Here is a 19,568-nt window from a genome sequence, read left to right as displayed (position 1 = left end):
CCGTGACCGGGCGAGTGATCGCTACACCAAACAGGAGGGTCGTCGAAGCGCGATGAACATCGTCGTACTCGTCAAGCAGGTGCCCGATTCGGGCGCGGACCGCAACCTGCGTCCTGACGACAACACCGTCGACCGCGGTTCGGCGAACAACGTCATCAACGAGATGGACGAGTACGCCATCGAGGAGGCGTTGAAGATCAAGGAGGCGCACGGCGGCGAGGTGACCGTCCTGACCATGGGTCCGGACCGGGCGACCGAGTCGATCCGCAAGGCGCTCTCCATGGGCCCGGACAAGGCCGTGCACGTGGTGGACGACGCCCTGCACGGGTCCTGCGCCGTGACCACCTCGAAGGTGCTCGCCGCCGCCCTGGGGCAGCTCAACGCCGACCTGGTCATCTGCGGCGCCGAGTCGACCGACGGCCGGGTCCAGGTCATGCCGCACATGATCGCCGAGCGGCTGGGCGTGGCCGCGCTGACCGGCGCGCGCAAGCTCACCGTCGACGGCGGCACGCTGACCGTCGAGCGGCAGACCGAGGAGGGCTACGAGGTGGTCACCGCCTCGACGCCCGCCGTCGTCTCCGTCTGGGACACCATCAACGAGCCGCGCTACCCCTCCTTCAAGGGCATCATGGCCGCCAAGAAGAAGCCGGTGCAGACGCTCTCCCTCGGTGACCTGGGCGTCGCTCCCGCCGAGGTGGGCTTCGACGGCGCCACCAGCGCCGTGCTCGAGCACACCAAGCGCCCGCCGCGCTCCGGCGGCGAGAAGATCACCGACGAGGGCGAGGGCGGCGTGAAGCTGGTCGAGTTCCTCGCCACCGAGAAGTTCGTGTGAGAGGTCTGGGACATGTCTGAGGTTCTCGTCGTCGTCGAAGCCACCAAGGAATTCGGCGTCAAGAAGGTCACCCTGGAGATGCTCACCCTCGCCCGCGAGCTGGGCACCCCGAGCGCGGTCGTGCTCGGTGGCGCCGGCGCCGCCGAGGCGCTGAGCGCCAAGCTGGGCGAGTACGGCGCGGAGAAGATCTACGCCGCCGAGGGTGAGGAGATCGACGGCTACCTGGTGGCCCCGAAGGCCACCGTGCTGGCCGAGCTGGTCCGGCGGGTGCAGCCGGCCGCCGTGCTGCTCGCCTCCTCCCAGGAGGGCAAGGAGATCGCCGCCCGCCTGGCCGTCAAGCTGGACAACGGCATCCTGACCGACGTGGTGGCCCTCGCCGCCGACGGCACCGCCACGCAGGTCGCCTTCGCCGGCTCCACCATCGTCAAGTCCAAGGTCACCAAGGGCCTGCCGCTGGTCACCGTCCGGCCCAACTCGCTCAACCCGGCCCCGGCCGCGGCCACCCCGGCCGTCGAGCAGCTCACCGTGTCGGTCGCCGACGCCGACAAGCTCGCCAAGGTCGTCGAGCGGGTCGCCGAGCAGAAGGGCTCCCGCCCGGAGCTCACCGAGGCGTCGGTCGTCGTCTCCGGTGGTCGCGGTGTCGGCAACGCCGACAACTTCAAGCTGGTCGAGGAGCTGGCCGACCTGCTCGGCGGCGCGGTCGGCGCGTCCCGCGCGGCGGTCGACTCCGGCTTCTACCCGCACCAGTTCCAGGTGGGCCAGACCGGCAAGACCGTCTCCCCGCAGCTCTACGTCGCGCTGGGCATCTCCGGCGCGATCCAGCACCGGGCCGGCATGCAGACCTCGAAGACCATCGTCGCCGTGAACAAGGACGGCGAGGCGCCGATCTTCGAGCTGGCCGACTTCGGCGTGGTCGGCGACCTGTTCAAGGTCGTCCCGCAGGCCGCCGAGGAGATCCGCAAGCGCAAGTGACCCCGTCACACCGCGAGCCGCCGTCCGGTGATCCGGGCGGCGGCTCGCGGTGTGTCGCGGGCCCTTCCGTGGAAGGGAGCTGATCGGCGGGCCGGGGAGCTGAGCCGGCCCGCCGATCAGCCCGTCAGGGTGCCCCTCAGCAGACTGTCGCCGGAGTGGGCGGGCTTGTTGTCGAACTGTTCGGCGGAGACGTCGACCACCGAGTAGGTCCGGAGGTCCACGTTCGGGGGCATCGGCAGCAGTTCGTCTCCCGACGCCTTGTTCAGCGTACCGACGGGGAACATCTCCATCGTCCGAGGGTCGATCAGCCAGACCTGGTAGTACCCCGGAACGCGCGGGAGATTCGCCACGTGCAGGTGCAACTGGTTGTCGTCGAGAACCCGGGCGTCGCCGGAGGCATCCGGTGGCGTCGATCCGTACGCGGCCAGCGCGGCCCGGGCCAGCACCGCCGGCTGCGGCGGGCCGCCGTCGCCCGGGCGGAGCACCGCCAGGGTGCCCACCACGCCGAGCACGGCGGCGGCCGCGGCGGTGACCGCGGTGGTCGCCCAGCCCGGCCAGCGGCGGCCCCGCCGGCGGGCGGGCCGGGCCGGCGCCGGTGGATCGGCGGGATCGGCGGGCCGGGCCGGCGCCGGTGGATCGGCGGGATCGGCGGGCCGGGGCACGCGCCGGTCGGCCAGCGCGGGCAGCTCCTCGGCCGCCCGCACCTCCGCGACGATGCCCTGCCAGATGTGCTCGGGCGGGTCGGGCAGGTCGTCCAGGCCCTGGGTGCCGGCGCCGAGCCCGGCGACGTGCCGGAGCGACGTCAACTCGGCCCGGCAGTGCGCACAGGTGTCGAGGTGGGTGGCCTCACCGCCCTCGGCCTCGCTCTCACCGAGCGCCAGAAAGACCAGCCGGTCGTGGTCCACGTGCGGCACCGTCCACCTCCCATCTGCGTCGCAGGCTCTGCATGCCGCGTCGGATGTGGCTCTTGACCGTGCCGAGCGGCACTCCGGTCACGGTCGCGATCTGCTGGTGCGTCAGGTCGTCGTAGAACGCCAGCTCCAGCATCCGGCGCTGCTCGTCCGGGAGCTGGGCCAGCTCGTCGGCGACCACCAGCCGGTCGACCACGGTGTCCGGGTCCGGACCGGTGGTCACCGGCTCGGGCAGCCGGCGGACCGTCTCCACCGCCCGGGTCTCCCGGGCGGCGGCCCGGATCCGGTCGACCACCTTGCGCCGCCCGATCCCGAGGAGCCAACCGACCAGCGACCCCTTCGCCGGGTCGAACGTCTCCCGGCCGAGCCAGGCGGCCACGAACGTCGCCTGGGTCACGTCCTCGGCGTCGCTGCGGTTGGCCAGCGTAGTGGTGGCCAGGTGCAGCACGGCCCGGCCGTACCGGTCGTACGCCTCTCGCAGGGCGGTCTCGTCCCCGGCGCGGAACCGTGCGGCGAGGTCGTCGCCGTCCGGCGGCTCGGGGCCCTGCCGGACCGCCGTCACACGGTCCGCCTTCGTTGGGGCATGCCCGACTGTAGCTGCCACAGCCCTCGCCCCACTCTCCCGGTCAATCTGCGCTCCCTCGTCCACCTCCTCTTCGTCGCGGGGGGCCGGTCCGGATGCGGTCCGACCCGAGAAAAAGAAATCGGATCCGGCCGCATCCGGGTGGCACGGAGCCGGCGTAACCCGTTCTGCACGCCAGTCCTGACGAACCAGCACGAACCACCAGGAGGCAGACAATGCAGTTCGCCATGTTCCGTCGGGTCGCCGCGATCGGCGCGGTGTCCGCCCTGACGTTCGCCGGCGTCGGCGCCGCCACCATGAGCCCGGCCTACGCCGCCTCGTCCAAGGTCTCCGTGGTCCACGGCATCCCGGACACCCCGGTCGACGTGTACGTCAACGGCAAGAAGACGCTGGACAACTTCCAGCCCGGCGACGTGGCCGGCCCGCTCACCCTGCCCGAGGGCACGTACGACATCGCCCTGACCAAGCCGGGCGAGGCGGTCGACAAGGCGATCCTCACGGTCGACGACGCCGCGGTGCCGGGCGGGGCGAACATCAGCCTCGCCGCCCACCTGAGCGCCGACGGCAAACCCCGGATCACCCCGTTCGTCAACGACGTGTCCAAGGTGGACGCCGGCAAGGCCCGACTGATCGTCCGGCACACCGCCGCCGCCCCGGCCGTCGACGTACGCGCCGGTGGCAAGCCGGTCTTCGAGGACCTGACCAACCCGAAGGAGGCCAAGGCCGACGTGGCCGCGGGGACCGTCAAGGCCGACGTGGTGCTCGCCGGCACCGACACCGTCGCCATCGGCCCGGCGGACCTGAACCTCAAGGAGGGCACCGCCACGATCGTCTACGCGATCGGCTCCGCCCAGGACAAGAACCTGGACGTGGTCGCCCAGACGATCAGCGGGCTGCACTCGGCCCCCGGCGGCGTGCCCAGCGGCACCGGTGGCCAGGCCGGCACCGGCGTGGACGCGTGGTGGTACGTGCTGGCCGGCGCCGGCGCGCTGCTCCTGCTCGGCGGCGGGGCGCGGGTGGCCACCACCCGGACCGGTCGCCGGTGACGGTGCGGCACCGCGGGGCGCTGGCGGCGATGGCCGCCGGCGCCGCCGCGCTCACCGTCGCGACCGTGGTGGCCTGCGGCTCGCAGCCGGCCGAGGACGTCGGCGCCGGCGAGGCGGCGGCCCTGGCCAGCGCCACCCCCACGCCCACCCCCACGGCCGCCGCTGGCCCGTCGGTGCCCGTGAACGCGGGCAGCCTGCCCGCGGCCGGGGCGGTCGTCCCGCCGGTGCGGCTGCGCATCCCGCCGATTGGGGTCACCGCCACGGTCAACCCGGTCGGCATCAACCCGCGGACGGACGAGTTCGAGGTCCCGCCGAGCGTCGACCAGGTCGGTTGGTACCGCTACGGCCCGGGCCTGGAGGCCGGGACCGGCTCGGTGGTGATCGCCGGCCACGTCGACAGCTCCGACCAGGGCAAGGGGGCGTTCTTCCGGCTGCGCGAGCTGGACCGGGGGGACCTGTTCACCGCCACCGGCTCCGACGGCCGGGAGCGCCGCTACCGGGTGGTGGCCCGCGAGGAGTACGCGAAGACGCGGATCCCGCTCGACCGGTACTTCGCCCGGGACGGCAGCCCCCGGCTCACCCTGATCACCTGCGGCGGCCCGTTCGACGCGAAGACCCGGCACTACCGGGACAACATCGTCGTCACCGCGGTTCCCACCTGAGTGTCCGGACCGCCCGCCCCGCCCCCGTACGGGACGGGCGGTCCGGCATCGGGCGGCACGCCGGTGGGCCGTTAGGCTGAGCGGTGATGGCATACCTGGATCACGCGGCGACGACCCCGATGCTCGACGAGGCACTTGAGGCGTACGTCGCCACGGCCCGCGAGGTGGGCAACGCGTCGTCGCTGCACGCGGCGGGCCGGCGTGCCCGGCGGCGGGTGGAGGAGTCCCGGGAGCGGGTGGCGGCCGTGCTCGGCGCCCGCCCGTCCGAGGTGATCTTCACCGGGGGTGGCACGGAGAGCGACAACCTGGCCGTGAAGGGCATCTTCTGGGCCCGCCGCGCCGCCCGGGCCGAGCGGGTGCGGGTGGTCTCCAGCGCCGTCGAGCACCACGCCGTGCTGGACGCGGTGGACTGGCTGGTCGGGCACGAGGGCGCCGAGGTCGGATGGCTGCCGGTCGACGCCGCGGGCCGGCTCGACCCGGAGCGGCTCCGCGCCGAACTGGCCGCGCACGGCGACCGGGTGGCCCTGGTCACCGCGATGTGGGCCAACAACGAGGTGGGCACCGTGCAGCCGGTGGCCGAGCTGGCCGCGGTCGCCGCCGAGCACGGGGTGCCGTTCCACACCGACGCGATCCAGGCGGTCGGCCAGGTGCCTGTCGACTTCGCCGCCAGCGGCGCCGCCGCGCTCACCGTCACCGGCCACAAGCTCGGTGGCCCGACCGGGGTCGGCGCGCTGCTGCTGGCCCGCGACGTGGCCGCCACCCCGCTGCTGCACGGCGGCGGCCAGGAGCGCGACGTCCGCTCCGGCACCCTCGACACGGCCGGCATCGTCGCGTTCGCGGTCGCCGTGGAGGCCGCCGTGAAGGGCCAGCAGGAGTACGCGGCCCGCGTCGCCGGGCTCCGCGACGACCTGGTCGAGCGCGTCCGGCAGGCGGTCCCCGAGGTGATCTTCAACGGCGACCCGGCCGACCGGCTCCCCGGCAACGCGCACTTCTCGTTCCCGGGCTGCGAGGGGGACGCGTTGCTGCTGCTCCTCGACGCCCAGGGCATCGCCTGCTCGACCGGCTCGGCCTGCTCGGCCGGGGTGGCCCAGCCCTCGCACGTGCTGCTGGCGATGGGCGCCGACGACGACCGGGCCCGCTCGTCGCTGCGCTTCACCCTCGGCCACACCAGCACCAGGGCGGACGTCGACGCGCTGATCGCCGCGCTGCCGGGCGCCGTGGAGCGGGCCCGCCGCGCGGCCGCCCTCCGCACGCCCCGCTGACCCGGATACCCTCGGTGATGACGAGGGGAGCGAGCTGGTGAGGGTTCTGGCGGCGATGTCGGGCGGGGTGGACTCCGCCGTGGCGGCGGCGCGCGCGGTCGAGGCCGGGCACGACGTGACCGGTGTGCACCTGGCGCTGGCCCGCAACCCACAGACGTACCGCACCGGCGCCCGGGGCTGCTGCACCCTGGAGGACTCCCGGGACGCCCGCCGCGCCGCCGACGTGCTCGGCATCCCGTTCTACGTCTGGGACATGGCCGACCGGTTCCACGAGGACGTGGTGGACGACTTCGTGGCCGAGTACGCGGCCGGCCGTACCCCGAACCCGTGCCTGCGCTGCAACGAGAAGATCAAGTTCGCGGCGGTGCTGGACCGGGCCGTGGCCCTGGGCTTCGACGCGGTGGTCACCGGCCACCACGCCCGGCTCGGCGCGGACGGCCTGCTGCGCCGCAGCGTCGACGCCGCCAAGGATCAGTCCTACGTCCTCGCCGTGCTGACCCGGGCGCAGCTCGACCGGTCGATCTTCCCGCTCGGCGACTCGACCAAGGCCGAGGTGCGCGCGGAGGCCGCCCGGCGCGGTCTCGCCGTGGCCGACAAGCCCGACTCGCACGACATCTGCTTCATCGCCGACGGCGACACCCGGGGCTTCCTGTCGCAGCGGCTCGGCGAGGCCCCGGGCGAGGTGGTGGACGCGCTCACCGGCGCGGTCGTCGGCAGCCACACGGGCGCCTACCAGTACACCGTCGGGCAGCGGCGCGGCCTGCACCTGGACCGTCCCGCGCCGGACGGCCGCCCGCGCTACGTGCTCTCCATCACCCCGAAGACCAACACGGTCACCGTCGGCCCGGCCGAGGCACTGGAGGTCGCCGAGGTCCGCGCCGCCCGCCCGGTCTGGACCGGCGGCGCGCGTCCCGACCGGCCGATCGAGTGCGAGGTGCAGCTCCGGGCCCATGGCGACGTGGTGCCGGCGACCGTGTCGGTCGACGCCGACGGGTTGCACGCCGACCTGCGCCGCCCGGTCCGCGGGGTGGCCGCCGGCCAGGCGATCGTGGCGTACCGCCCGGACCCGGCCGGCGACGTCGTGCTCGGCTCGGCCACCATCACCGGCTGAGCCCCGGCGCGCGCAGGCCGGTGGCATAGGCTGCGGCGGTGACTGAGACGACCTGGCCGTGGGCAGTGGGCACGGCGACGGGGATCGGGTCGTTGCCCGGCACCGACGTCGCCGAGGCGCAGCGCATCGTGCTCGGTGAGCTGCCCGACCTGCCGCACCTGCCGGAGCTGCCCGCCCGCGGCCCCGGCGCCGACCTGATCGGCCGCACCGGAGGGCTCCTCGTCGAGCTGCCGGTCGAGCTGTACGCGGCCCGCTGGCGGATCGCACCGCGCCCCGGCAAGGACCTGCGCCGCGCCCGCGACCTGATGGAACGCGACCTCGACCAGCTCGCCGAACAGGCCGAGGAGTACGCCGGCCCGGTCAAGGTCCAGGCCGCCGGCCCGTTCACCCTGGCCGCCTCGCTGGAGCTGCCGATCGGCGGCCGGCTGCTGCGCGACCCCGGCGCGGTCCGGGACCTCGCCGGCTCGCTCGGCGAAGGGCTGCGCGGGCACGTCGCGGCGGTGGCCCGGCGGCTGCCCAACGCCGCGGTGCTGCTCCAGCTCGACGAGCCGTCGCTGCCCGCCGTGCTGGCCGGCCGGGTGCCCACCGAGAGCGGCCTCGGCACCCACCGGGCGGTCGAATCCGAGGCGGCCCGCACGCTGCTGCGCGGCGTGATCGAGGCGGCCGGCGTGCCCACCGTCGTGCACTGCTGCGCGCCGGACGTGCCGCTGGAACTGATCCGCACCGCCGGTGCCGTCGGCGTCGCCCTCGACCTGGCCCTGGTCACCGACCTGGACCCGCTCGGCGAGGCCATCGACGCCGGGTTCGGCCTGCTGGCCGGCGCCGCTCCCGCGCTGCCGCCGCCGGCCGGTCGCGCGCCGACGTCGGCCCAGGTCGCCGACCGGGTACGCCGGGTCTGGGACCAGCTCGGCTTTCCCCGCCGCCGGCTCGCCGAGCAGGTGGTGGTCACCCCCGCCTGCGGCCTGGCCGGTGCCACCCCGGCGTACGTGCGGGAGGTCCTCGCCGCCTGCCGGGACGCCGGCCGCCGGCTCGCCGAGGAATGAGGTTTCCTGTCGCAGGGCGGGGGCAGGATGACCGGCATGATTGGACAGCTGCGTTCCGTGGTGATCGACTGCCCTGATCCGCGCGCGCTGGCCGGCTTCTACGCGGAGCTGCTCGGCCTTCCGCTGATCGAGGACAACTCCGACGGCGACGAGTGGGTGGTGCTCGGCGGCCCACCGGGCCACCAGCCCCGCGTCGCCTTCCAGAAGGCGCTCAACCTGCGTGCCCCGGCCTGGCCCGACCCCGAGCGGCCGCAGCAGTTCCACCTCGACGTCACCGTCGACGACATCGAGGTGGCCGAGAAGGCGGCGCTGGCCCTCGGCGCCCGCCGACTGCCCGGCGAGGGGGAGGGCTTCCGGGTCTACGCCGACCCGGCCGGCCACCCGTTCTGCCTCTGCTGGGACTGATCACACCGGGCCTGCGCGGCCGGGTCGCGCCCGGCTCGCGTGGGCGTGCCGTGCTCGGTTTGCGTGGGCGGGGCATGATCGCCACCGTGATCGACTCCGCCCCGCGCCGCGCGTCCGGCTCGCTCTTCGGCCTCGCCTACGGCGACGCCCTGGGCAAGCCCACCGAGTTCCTCACCGTCGCCGAGATCGTCCGCCGCCACGGCCCGACCGGCCCGCGCGAGCTGACCGGTGACCCGGCGCTGGTCACCGACGACACCCAGATGGCGCTCGCGGTGGCGTGGGCACTGCACGACGCCCCGGCCTTCACGGCGGAGGCGGTGGAGCCGTTGCTGCGGCGGCGGTTCCTCGACTGGGCGGTCAGCCCCGACAACAACCGCGCGCCCGGCATGACCTGCCTGCGCGCCTGCGCCGAGCTGGACCGGGGGACCCGCTGGCAGGACGCGACGGTCGCCGGTTCGAAGGGCTGCGGGGCGAATATGCGGGTCACCCCCGTCGGGCTGGTCGACGTCGACCTCGACACCCTGGCCGGGCTGGCCCAGCTCCAGGCCGGCCTGACCCACGGCCACCCGACCGGCCTGGCGGCGAGCGAGCTGACCGCGTACGCGGTCCGGCTGCTGCGCGACGGCGCCGCGCTGCCCGAGCTGCCCGGGCTGCTCACCGACCGGGCCCACGCCCAGCGCACGGTCTACCGGGGCGACTGGCTCGGCGACCTGTGGCAGCGCTCGGGCGACCCGACGCCGGCGGAGTTCATCGCCCGGGGCTGGGACGACTGCCTGCGGGTGCTCGGCCGGCTCGACGCGGCGCTGGCCCGCCCCGACGACGGCGGCGACCCGTGCCGGCTCACCGGCGAGGGCTGGATCGCCGAGGAGGCGCTGGCCACCGCGTTGCTCTGCGCGCTGCGCCACCCCGACGACCCGGTCGGCGCGCTGGCCCGCGGGGCCACCACGGCCGGTGACTCGGACTCCATCGCCGCCCTGGCCGGCGCCTTCGTGGGCGCCGCGCACGGCATGTCGGCCTGGCCGGCCGGCTGGTCCACCCGCATCGAGTACGCCGACCAGCTGCGTACCCTCACCACCCCCCTGGACTGACCCGCCCCCTGGACCGCCCCGGGCCCGCACCGCCTCCACCCGTGTTGATCATGAAGTTGTTGCCACGACACGCCGACGGCCGGGGCAACAACTTCATGATCGACGGGGTCGGGGTCGGGGGCGTGGTCGGGCGGGCGGGGCCGGGGGTGGGGGTGGGTGCCGGGTCAGGGCGTCAGGTGGGGGAGGCGGCGGATGCCGTGCCAGAGGTCGGGGTCGCAGGCGCCGGCCCGGTTCTCGAAGGCCGTGCGGGGCAACGCGATGGGCTCGCTGATGTCGAGGAAGCTGTCGTGGTCGGCGTCCGGGTCCCAGCTCCGGGTGGGGATCGGCAGGTGGTCGTCCCGGCCCGACTTGTCCTGACTGGTGATCTTCAGGACGTCGGCGTCCCGATCGCCGACCCGCAGCACCAGGCAGGGGCGCACCTTCGAGCCGGTCCCGTCGGCATAGGGCACGTCGGCCCACCAGATCTCCCCGGGGCGGGGTGCGGTCGCCGGACTCTGCCCGGAGTCCCGGGGCCGCGGTGCCGCGCCGGTCCGCCCGCGCGCCGGCTCACCGTCCGTCCGGCCGCGCGCCGGGTCGCCGCCCGGCCGAGCGCCGTCCGGGCGGCCGCCGCGCCGGGAACCGCGGCGCCCGGTCCGGGCGCCGCTGCCCTGCCGGGCCGCCGTCCCGGAGCGGTCGTCCGCCGCGTCCGCCCGCCCGTCCCGACGCCCCGCGCGCGGGCCCGCCTCGGCGGACCGGTCCGCCGCCCGGCGGCGCCACTCGCCCCACAGCCAGCCGGCCGCGACACACGCCACGATCACCGCGGCCCAGAGCAACCCGTCGCGCATGCGTACCCCCGCCTCTCGCCCGTGCCGGCCCACCACCGCCCGGCGATCGTCGCACGCCGACCACCCACCACCAGTCAGCCGCCCGCACCCGGTCGCCCCGGCGATCATGAGGTTGGCGGGGTGGGATGTCCGGTTCGGGTGCCGTCAACCTCATGATCGGCGGTGAACGCACCGGTCTGCCGGCGGCGGTTGTCAGCCCCGCCCGATACCGTGCGGAGGTAGCACGATCACGGGAGGTCGACAGCGGTGTCCGAAGGCGGCAGCGTGTCCGAAGAAGCGATTCCCCAGGCGGTCAGCCCCGCGCAGGAGGCGGCGGCCGGTGCCGAGCCGACCCCGGAGGCGCGGGAGCGGCACGCCACGCTGAGCCAGGAGCTCACCGAGCACCAGTACCGCTACTACGTGCTGGACGCGCCGACCATCTCCGACGCCGAGTTCGACAAGCAGCTGCGGGAGCTGGAGGCGCTGGAGGAGCAGTACCCGGCGCTGCGCACCCCCGACTCGCCGACCCAGCGGGTCGGCGGCACCTTCTCCACCGACTTCACCCCGGTGACCCACGCCGAGCGGATGCTCTCGCTCGACAACGCCTTCGCCGACGAGGAGCTGGCGGCCTGGGCCGAGCGGGTCGAGCGGGACGCCGGCGGCCCGGTGCCCTACCTGTGCGAGCTGAAGGTCGACGGCCTGGCCATCAACCTGACCTACGAGAAGGGGCGGCTGGTCCGGGCCGCGACCCGGGGTGACGGGCGCACGGGCGAGGACGTCACCGCCAACGTGCGCAGCATCCGGGACGTGCCGGCCCGGCTGACGCCCTCCGACGACTTCCCCGACGTGCCGGAGTTCCTCGAGGTGCGCGGCGAGATCTACTTCCCGGTGGCCGCCTTCGCCGACCTCAACGCCGGTCTCGTCGAGCAGGGCAAGGCGCCGTTCGCCAACCCGCGCAACGCGGCCGCCGGCAGCCTGCGCCAGAAGGACCCGCGGATCACCGCCTCCCGGCCGCTGCGCCTGGTGGTGCACGGCATCGGCGCCCGCCGGGGCTTCCAGCCGGCCGCGCAGTCCGAGTCCTACGCGGCGCTCCGGGCGTGGGGGCTGCCGACCAGCGACCGCTGGCGGGTGGTGCCCGACCTGGCCGGGGTCGCGGAATACATCGCCTACTACGCCGAGCACCGGCACGACGTCGAGCACGAGATCGACGGCGTGGTGGTCAAGGTCGACCCGGTCTCCATCCAGGGGCGGCTCGGCTCCACCAGCCGCGCGCCGCGCTGGGCCATCGCCTTCAAATACCCGCCGGAGGAGGTCACCACCAAACTCCTCGACATCGACGTCAACGTCGGGCGCACCGGCCGGGTCACCCCGTTCGCCGTCCTCGAACCGGTCCGGGTGGCCGGCTCCACGGTCGCCCTGGCCACCCTGCACAACGCCCGCGAGGTCGAGCGCAAGGGGGTGCTCATCGGCGACACGGTGGTGCTGCGCAAGGCCGGCGACGTCATCCCCGAGGTGCTCGGCCCGGTGGTCGACCTGCGCCCGGCCGACGCCCGCCCGTTCGTCATGCCCACCGCCTGCCCCGCCTGCGGCACCCCGCTCGCGCCGGCCAAGGAGGGCGACGTCGACATCCGGTGCCCCAACTCGCGCAGCTGCCCGGCGCAGCTCCGGGAGCGGGTCTTCCACCTGGCCGGTCGGGGCGCCTTCGACATCGAGGTGCTCGGCTACAAGGGTGCCGCCGCGCTGCTCGACGCCGGGATCATCCAGGACGAGGGCGACCTGTTCGCGCTCGACACCGAGCAGCTCTCCCGCTCGCCGTTCTTCGTCAACAAGGACGGCACGCTGGGCAGCAACGCGACAAAGCTGCTCGACAACCTGGCGGTGGCCAAGGAGCGGGAGCTCTGGCGGGTGCTGGTCGCGCTCTCCATCCGGCACGTCGGCCCGACCGCGGCGCAGGCGCTCGCCCGGCACTTCCGCTCGGTCGAGGCGATCGACGCGGCCAGCGAGGAGGAGCTGTCCTCGGTGGACGGGGTCGGCCCGACCATCGCGGCCAGCATCAAGGAGTGGTTCGCCGTCGACTGGCACCGCGAGGTGGTGCGCAAGTGGGCCGAGTCCGGCGTGCGGATGGCCGAGGAGGCCGGCGAGGAGGGCCCACGCCCGCTCGAAGGGGTGACCGTGGTGGTCACCGGGACGCTGGCCGGGTTCAGCCGGGACCAGGCCTCCGAGGCGATCCAGAGCCGGGGCGGAAAGGTCACCGGTTCGGTCTCCAAGAAGACCGGCTTCGTGGTGGTGGGCGACAACCCCGGGTCCAAGGCCGACAAGGCCGCCGACCTCAAGCTGCCGATCCTCGACGAGGAGGGTTTCCGGGTGCTGCTGGAGTCCGGCCCGGACGCGGCCCGCGAGGTGGCCCGCATCGAGGGCTGACCCGCCTACCGGCGGCCCTGCCGCGCATTCCAACTTAATTACGACTACGACCGATTCGTGACTGTCATGTCGGGGAAATCGACACCGAGGGCGTTTCATTGGCGTACGACGCGTGACGGCGCGCGCCGAGGCCGACCCCGGGAGGTGCGATGGAGACCGGCGACCCGCGAAACTCCGTCCCGCCCGGGCGGGCCGGGCCGTTCTTCGGCTTCGTCACCGTGGTCGGCGTCCTGGCCCTGCTCGTCTCGGCCGGGCCGCTGGCCGCGCTTCCCGATGACCTGCCCCACCTGCCGGCCGCCTTCTGGACCATGGCGGCGCTCGCCGTCGCCTGCGACGCCCGCCCGTTCGTGCCGCCCGGTCGACGGCAGACCTCGGCGGTCTTCCCGTCGACCTGCTTCACGTTCGCCATCCTCCTCGGCTGGGGGCTCGGCCCGGCCGTCGCCGTGCAGGCCGTGGCGGTGGCCGTCTCCGGCTGGCGACTCGGCTACGCCGGCTGGCGCACGGCCTTCAACGGCGCCCAGTACGCGTGCGCGCTGGCCGCCGCGTACGCGGTCAGCCGGCTCGGCCCGGGCGAACTCTTCGGCGACGGCCGGCTGCGCTGGACCGACGTGGCGGCGGTGGGTGGCGCCACGGCGACCTGGTTCGTCGTCAACTACGGCCTGGTCAGCTGCGCGATCCGGCTGCGGTTCGGCGACCGCTGGTGGCCCAGCGTCCGGCAGGGCCTGGCCTACGAGCTGCTCTCCACCGGCTCGCTGCTGCTGCTCGCCCCGGTGCTGGTGGCCGCCGCGCGGGCCAGCGCCGCGCTGATCCCCCTGGTGCTGGTGCCGCTGTTCGCGGTCTACCGGATGGCCCGGCTCTCCGCCGAGCGGGAGCAGCTCGCCGACCTCGACCCGCTCACCGGGCTGCCCAACCGCAAGGCCCTGCTCACCGAGGTGGCCGAGCAGGTGCACCTGCACGCCGAGCGGGCCGCCCGCGGCGAGCCGGACGCCCACCTGGCCCTGCTGCTGCTGGACCTCGACCGGTTCAAGCACGTCAACGACGCCCTCGGGCACGCGGTGGGTGACCGGCTGCTGGTCGAGGTGAGCGCCCGCCTCATCGAGGTCGTCGACGGGGAGGATCTGGTGGCGCGGCTCGGCGGCGACGAGTTCGCCATCGTCGTACCCGGGCTCACCGGCACCGACCAGGCCCGCGAGCGGGCCGACCGGGTGGTGGCCGCGCTCGCCGAGCCGGTGCCGCTGGACGGCCTGCCGCTGGACGTGGGCGGTTCCATCGGCATCGCCCTCTTCCCGGAGCACGGTGAGGACTTCGCCACCCTGATGCGCCACGCCGACGTGGCCATGTACGACGCGAAGCACCGCAACGACACCGTGGCCGTCTACGCGCCCGAGTCCGACCACAACTCCGCCGAGCGGTTGAGCCTCCTCGCCGACCTCCGCCGGGTGCTGGAGTCCGGGCCGCCGGCCCGGGCCGAGGAGCCGACCGGCGTCCGCGGCGGCGACGGCGCGGCGCTCGCCCCGGCGCCCGGCCTGTCCGCCCCGGCGGCTCGGCCGGCCCTGCCCCGCAACGGTGGCCGGTCCGGCGGGGCGCGGGCCGGGTCCTCCGGCGGGGCGCGCCTGACGCCGCGCCGGGACCCGGAGCCGCCGGCGCGGTGGCGGCTGCGGCGGCGCGAGCGGGTGGAGGTGCGCCACGACGACGAGCTGATCAACCGGATCGTCACGGGCGCCGACCCGATCCGCCGCCGGGCCGCCCGCGCGACCCCGGTGGAGACCCCGCCGGAAACCCCGTCGCCCGGCGACGGTGACCGGCTGAACCCGGCCTACGGCGGCGACCCCGGAGCGGTGCCCGACGCCCGGCCCGCGACGGTGGCCGACGCCCCGCCCGGGACGGTGGCGGACGACCTGTCCGGGGCGGGGTCCGACGCCCGGCCCGGCGTGGTGGCCGGCGACCGGTCCGGGGCGGCGCCCGACGCCCCGCCCGGCGCGGTGCTCGGTGGCCGGACCGGAACGGTGTCCGCCGCGCGTCCGGAGCGCGGCGCTCCCGATCTCCCGGCCGGCGGGGTCGGGCCCGCCGGCGTTGCCGCGATCCGGGCGGCCGAGCAACGCGGCGGCACCGGTTCGGCCGGGCTCGACGACCCGGCCGGGGACCCGGGCGAGATCACCATGTACTACCAGCCGCAGATCGCCATCGCGACCGGCGAGGTGGTCGGCGTCGAGGCGCTGCTGCGCTGGCGGCACCCGCGCCGGGGCATGGTCGACCCCGGGGAGCTGATCCAGGTCGCCGAACAGAGCGCGGTGATGCGGCTGCTCACCCGCCGGGTGGTGGACGACGTGGTGGAGCAGGTCGCCAAGTGGTCCGCGGCCGGCGTCACGCTGCGCGCCGCGCTCAACGTCAGCGTCCGGGACCTGCACACCGGGGAGATCGCCGACCAGATCGCCGACCGGCTGGCCCGGTACGGCCTGCCGCCCGACCGGTTGCAGGTCGAGATCACCGAGGGCGCGCTGATGGCCGACCCTCGGCGGGTGCTGGCCAGCATCACCCAGCTGCACCGGATCGGGGTCGGCATCGCGCTGGACGACTTCGGCACCGGCTACTCGTCGCTGCAGCACCTGCGCCGGTTGCCGCTGTCCGAGGTGAAGGTGGACCGGTCGTTCGTGCTCGGGATGGCCGACGACGCCGACGACGCGGCGATCGTCCGCTCGATGATCGAGCTGGCCGGGGCGCTCGGGCTGCGGGTGGTGGCCGAGGGCGTCGAGGACGAGCGCACCTGGCGGCTGCTGCACGCGGCCGGCTGCGACGTGGCGCAGGGCTGGTTCTACGCCCGGCCCATGCCGGCCGGGGAGCTGGTCACCTGGCTGTCCCGGTACCGGCCGGTCCACCCGGCCGCGGCGGCGGACGGCGAGGGACCACGCCGCCCGGCCCGCTGACCGGCACACCGGCCGGCGTGCGCGGCCGGCTGACCGGCACACCGGCCGGCAGGCCGGCGGGCGGGCACCCGGGAGTCGGAGGCGTCGACCCGACCGGAGGGCAATAGACTCGCTCCGGTCACCGCGTGTCATCGTCCCCGGCGAGCGCGCGGCCGGCACACCGCAGACGCAGCAGGACAGCCACGAAGGGGGCACCCGATGGCCGCCATCTCCCGCGAGGAGGTCGCGCATCTCGCGCGACTGTCGCGGCTCGCCGTCACCGAGGAGGAGTTGGACACCTTCGCCGGCCAGCTGGACGTGATCCTCCAGTCGGTCGCCCAGGTCGGCGAGGTCGCCGCGGCGGACATCCCGCCGACGTCCCACTCGGTGCCGCTGACGAACGTCCTCCGCGAGGACGTGGTGACGTCGTGCCTGACCCCGCAGGAGGTGCTGTCGGGTGCGCCCGACGCCGAGGAGCAGCGGTTCCGCGTCCCGCGGATCCTGGACGAGGATGTGGCTTCATGACTGACCTGACCCGGCTCACCGCCGCCGAGATCGCCGGCCTGGTGGCGACGGGCGAGACCTCCGCCGTCGAGGTCACGCGGGCCCACCTGGACCGGATCACCGCCGTCGACGAGCAGGTCCACGCCTTCCTGCACGTCGACACCGAGGGCGCGCTGGCCGCCGCCCGCAGCGTGGACGAGCGCCGGGCCGCCGGCGAGGAGCTGGGGCCGCTGGCCGGCGTGCCGGTCGCCGTGAAGGACGTGCTCACCACGAAGGGCGTACCGACCACGGTCGGCTCGAAGATCCTGGAGGGCTGGCGCCCGCCGTACGACTCGACGATCGTCGAGCGGCTGCGCGCCGCCGGCACGGTGATGCTCGGCAAGACCAACATGGACGAGTTCGCCATGGGCTCCTCCACCGAGTACTCGGCGTACGGCCCGACCCGCAACCCGTGGGACCTGGAGCGGATCCCGGGCGGCTCCGGTGGTGGCAGCGCCGCGGCGCTGGCCGCGTACGAGGCGCCGCTGTCGATCGGCTCGGACACCGGCGGCTCGATCCGCCAGCCCGGCGCGGTCACCGGCACCGTCGGGGCGAAGCCCACCTACGGCGGCACCTCCCGGTACGGCCTGGTGGCGTTCTCCTCCTCGCTGGACACCCCCGGCCCGTGCGCGCGCAACGTGCTGGACGCCGCGCTGCTGCACCAGGTGATCGGCGGTCACGACCCGCGCGACTCCACGTCGATCCCGGCCCCCGTGCCGGACGTGGTCGGCGCGGCGAAGCTCGGCGCGTCCGGCGACCTGACCGGGGTGAGGCTCGGTGTGGTCACCGAGTTCACCGGCGAGGGCGCCGAGCCGGGCGTGATGGCCGCGTTCCGCGAGGCGGTGGAGGCTCTGGCGAAGCTGGGCGCCGAGATCGTCGACGTCTCCTGCCCGCACTTCAAGTACGCGCTGCCGGCCTACTACCTGATCGCGCCGAGCGAGTGCTCCTCCAACCTGGCCCGGTTCGACGGCGTCCGGTTCGGCCTGCGGGTCGGCGACGACGGCAACCGGTCCCTCGAAGAGGTCATGTCGCTGACCCGGGAGGCGGGCTTCGGCCCCGAGGTCAAGCGGCGCATCATGATCGGCACCTACGCGCTGTCCTCGGGCTACTACGACGCCTACTACGGGCAGGCGCAGAAGGTCCGGACGCTGATCACCCGGGACTTCACGGCCGCGTTCGAGGGGGTGGACGCGCTCATCTCGCCGACCACCCCGTTCGTGGCCTTCCCGATCGGGGCGCGCACCGCCGACCCCTACCAGATGTACCTGGCCGACCTGTTCACCATCCCGACCAACCTGTACGGCGGACCGGCCATCTCGGTGCCGTGCGGCCTGTCCGAGGGCCTCCCGGTCGGCTTCCAGATCATGGCCCCGACGATGGCCGACGACCGGATGTACCGGGTCGCCGCCGCGCTGGAGTCCACGGTCGGCACGTTCACCCCACCGGCACTGTGAGGCAGGAGCACCGATGACGACGACACTGCCCGCGTACGACGAGGTCGTGGCGCGCTGGGAACCGGTGATCGGCCTGGAGACCCACGTCGAGCTGGGCACGAACACCAAGATGTGGTGCGGCTGCCCGACCGACTTCGGCGGCGAGCCGAACACCCGGGTCTGCCCGGTCTGCCTGGGCCTGCCCGGCTCGCTGCCGGTGGCCAACAAGGCGGCCATCGAGGCGACCATCCGGATCGGCCTGGCGCTGAACTGCTCGATCGCCGAGTGGTGCCGGTTCGCCCGGAAGAACTACTTCTACCCGGACATGCCGAAGAACTTCCAGATCAGCCAGTACGACGAGCCGCTCTGCGTCGACGGCTACCTGGACGTCGACGTCAACGGCGAGACCGTGCGGATCGGCATCGAGCGGGTGCACCTGGAGGAGGACACCGGCAAGACGCTGCACGTCGGCGGCGCCACCGGCCGGATCCACGGCGCCACCGAGTCGCTTGTCGACTACAACCGGGCCGGCATCCCGCTCGTCGAGATCGTCACGAAGCCGATCCCCGGCACGGGAGCGCTCGCGCCCGACGTGGCCCGGGCGTACGTCACCGAGCTGCGTGACGTGATCCGCTCGCTGGGTGTCTCCGACGTCCGGATGGAGGAGGGGTCGCTGCGCTGCGACGTCAACACGTCGCTGAACCGGCCGGGCGAGGAGTGGGGCACCCGCACCGAGACTAAGAACGTCAACTCGCTGCGTTCGGTCGAGCGGGCGGTCCGCTCGGAGATGCTGCGCCAGGCGTCGGTGCTCGACGCCGGTGGCAGCATCACCCAGGAGACCCGGCACTTCCACGAGGACACCGGGGACACCACCCCCGGCCGGTCCAAGGAGACCGCCACCGACTACCGGTACTTCCCGGAGCCGGACCTGGTCCCGCTCGCCCCGGACACCGCCTGGGTGGCCGAGCTGAAGGCGGCCCTGCCGGAGCTGCCGCGGCTGCGCCGCAAGCGGATCCAGCAGGACTGGGGCCTGTCCGACCTGGACATGCAGTCGGTGGTCAACGCCGGCGCGGTCGAGCTGATCGAGGCGACCGTGGCCGCCGGGGCGACCCCGGCCGGCGCCCGCAAGTGGTGGCTGGGTGAGCTGTCCCGCCGGGCCAACGAGAGCGGCGTGGAGCTGGCCGACGTCGGGGCCACCCCGGCGCAGGTCGCCGAGCTGCAGGGCCTGGTCGACGCCGGCAAGCTCAACGACAAGCTGGCCCGTACCGTGCTGGAGGGCGTGGTGGCCGGCGAAGGCTCGCCGACCGACATCATGACCAACCGCAACCTCGAGGTGGTCTCCGACACCGGCGCGCTCACCGCCGCCGTGGACGAGGCGATCGCCGCCAACCCGGGCATCGCCGACAAGATCCGCAGCGGCAAGGTGGCGGCGGCCGGCGCGCTGGTCGGCGCGGTCATGAAGACCACCCGCGGGCAGGCCGACGCCAAGACCGTCCGCGAGCTGATCCTGGCACGCCTCGGCGTCCAGGGCTGAGTTCCGTCCCGAGGGC

17 protein-coding genes are annotated in these 19,568 nt (G+C 74.6%); 14 read left to right on the top strand and 3 right to left on the bottom strand.

The features are described 5' to 3' along the window. Positions 1-52 precede the first annotated feature (52 nt). Positions 53-832, top strand: a complete 780-nt coding sequence (locus NFX44_RS00895; protein ID WP_262281528.1) for an electron transfer flavoprotein subunit beta/FixA family protein — start codon at positions 53-55, stop codon at positions 830-832. Positions 833-844: 12 nt separating this feature from the next. Continuing rightward, the gene (locus tag NFX44_RS00890; RefSeq protein ID WP_262281527.1) at positions 845-1,804 is read left to right on the top strand and encodes an electron transfer flavoprotein subunit alpha/FixB family protein; all 960 of its coding nucleotides are present in this window, start codon (positions 845-847) and stop codon (positions 1,802-1,804) included. A 116-nt stretch (positions 1,805-1,920) separates the two neighbouring features. On the opposite strand, the gene NFX44_RS00885 is transcribed toward NFX44_RS00890, so the two are convergent. Next, positions 1,921-2,718 carry an anti-sigma factor gene (locus NFX44_RS00885; RefSeq protein ID WP_262281526.1) on the bottom strand — a complete coding sequence of 266 codons (798 nt, stop codon included), beginning with the start codon at positions 2,716-2,718 and terminating at the stop codon, positions 1,921-1,923. Continuing rightward, the gene (locus NFX44_RS00880) at positions 2,672-3,277 is read right to left on the bottom strand and encodes an RNA polymerase sigma factor (protein ID WP_262281525.1); all 606 of its coding nucleotides are present in this window, start codon (positions 3,275-3,277) and stop codon (positions 2,672-2,674) included. Before NFX44_RS00880 ends, NFX44_RS00885 begins: the two co-directional genes overlap by 47 nt. A 236-nt stretch (positions 3,278-3,513) precedes the next feature. Here NFX44_RS00880 and NFX44_RS00875 point away from each other — a divergent pair, with 236 nt between their 5' ends. From NFX44_RS00875 to NFX44_RS00845, 7 genes are all read left to right on the top strand, one after another. Beyond that, the gene (locus NFX44_RS00875) at positions 3,514-4,344 is read left to right on the top strand and encodes a DUF4397 domain-containing protein (RefSeq protein ID WP_262281524.1); all 831 of its coding nucleotides are present in this window, start codon (positions 3,514-3,516) and stop codon (positions 4,342-4,344) included. Further along, a complete protein-coding gene (locus NFX44_RS00870; RefSeq protein ID WP_262281523.1) occupies positions 4,341-5,006 on the top strand; it encodes a class F sortase in 666 nt (221 codons plus the stop codon). The genes NFX44_RS00875 and NFX44_RS00870 overlap by 4 nt, the downstream gene beginning before the upstream one ends. An 86-nt stretch (positions 5,007-5,092) precedes the next feature. Continuing rightward, positions 5,093-6,268: a cysteine desulfurase family protein gene (locus tag NFX44_RS00865; RefSeq protein ID WP_262281522.1), complete on the top strand. Its 1,176-nt coding sequence runs from the start codon at positions 5,093-5,095 to the stop codon at positions 6,266-6,268. 37 nt (positions 6,269-6,305) lie between these two features. Next, positions 6,306-7,379, top strand: coding sequence for a tRNA 2-thiouridine(34) synthase MnmA (gene mnmA, locus NFX44_RS00860; protein ID WP_262281521.1), 1,074 nt, complete (start codon positions 6,306-6,308; stop codon positions 7,377-7,379). Positions 7,380-7,417: 38 nt separating this feature from the next. Then, entirely contained in the window at positions 7,418-8,422 is a 1,005-nt protein-coding gene (locus tag NFX44_RS00855; RefSeq protein ID WP_262281520.1) for a methionine synthase, read from the top strand. Between the two features lie 36 nt (positions 8,423-8,458). Continuing rightward, positions 8,459-8,827 carry a VOC family protein gene (locus NFX44_RS00850; RefSeq protein WP_262281519.1) on the top strand — a complete coding sequence of 123 codons (369 nt, stop codon included), beginning with the start codon at positions 8,459-8,461 and terminating at the stop codon, positions 8,825-8,827. Between the two features lie 74 nt (positions 8,828-8,901). Further along, on the top strand, positions 8,902-9,915 hold the full coding sequence (locus tag NFX44_RS00845; protein ID WP_262281518.1) for an ADP-ribosylglycohydrolase family protein: 1,014 nt from the start codon (positions 8,902-8,904) through the stop codon (positions 9,913-9,915). A gap of 164 nt (positions 9,916-10,079) precedes the next feature. Here NFX44_RS00845 and NFX44_RS00840 read toward each other — a convergent pair whose 3' ends face one another. After that, on the bottom strand, positions 10,080-10,739 hold the full coding sequence (locus NFX44_RS00840) for a type II toxin-antitoxin system PemK/MazF family toxin (protein ID WP_262281517.1): 660 nt from the start codon (positions 10,737-10,739) through the stop codon (positions 10,080-10,082). 264 nt (positions 10,740-11,003) lie between these two features. Between NFX44_RS00840 and ligA the strand changes: the two genes are divergently transcribed. From ligA to gatB, 5 genes are all read left to right on the top strand, one after another. Then, a complete protein-coding gene (ligA, locus tag NFX44_RS00835; protein WP_262281516.1) occupies positions 11,004-13,139 on the top strand; it encodes an NAD-dependent DNA ligase LigA in 2,136 nt (711 codons plus the stop codon). Between the two features lie 149 nt (positions 13,140-13,288). Next, the gene (locus tag NFX44_RS00830) at positions 13,289-16,063 is read left to right on the top strand and encodes an EAL domain-containing protein (protein ID WP_262281515.1); all 2,775 of its coding nucleotides are present in this window, start codon (positions 13,289-13,291) and stop codon (positions 16,061-16,063) included. 198 nt (positions 16,064-16,261) lie between these two features. Beyond that, complete coding sequence (gene gatC / locus NFX44_RS00825) at positions 16,262-16,567, top strand: Asp-tRNA(Asn)/Glu-tRNA(Gln) amidotransferase subunit GatC (protein ID WP_262281514.1); 306 nt, start codon at positions 16,262-16,264, stop codon at positions 16,565-16,567. Next, positions 16,564-18,039, top strand: coding sequence for an Asp-tRNA(Asn)/Glu-tRNA(Gln) amidotransferase subunit GatA (gatA, locus tag NFX44_RS00820; protein ID WP_262281513.1), 1,476 nt, complete (start codon positions 16,564-16,566; stop codon positions 18,037-18,039). Before gatC ends, gatA begins: the two co-directional genes overlap by 4 nt. A 13-nt stretch (positions 18,040-18,052) precedes the next feature. Beyond that, positions 18,053-19,552, top strand: a complete 1,500-nt coding sequence (gatB, locus tag NFX44_RS00815; protein WP_262281512.1) for an Asp-tRNA(Asn)/Glu-tRNA(Gln) amidotransferase subunit GatB — start codon at positions 18,053-18,055, stop codon at positions 19,550-19,552. The last annotated feature ends 16 nt before the right edge of the window (positions 19,553-19,568 follow it).

Source organism: Micromonospora sp. MA102 (assembly GCF_025460765.1).
GTDB classification, from domain to species: Bacteria; Actinomycetota; Actinomycetes; order Mycobacteriales; family Micromonosporaceae; genus Micromonospora; species Micromonospora halotolerans.
This window is presented reverse-complemented; position numbering and strand designations above follow the sequence as displayed.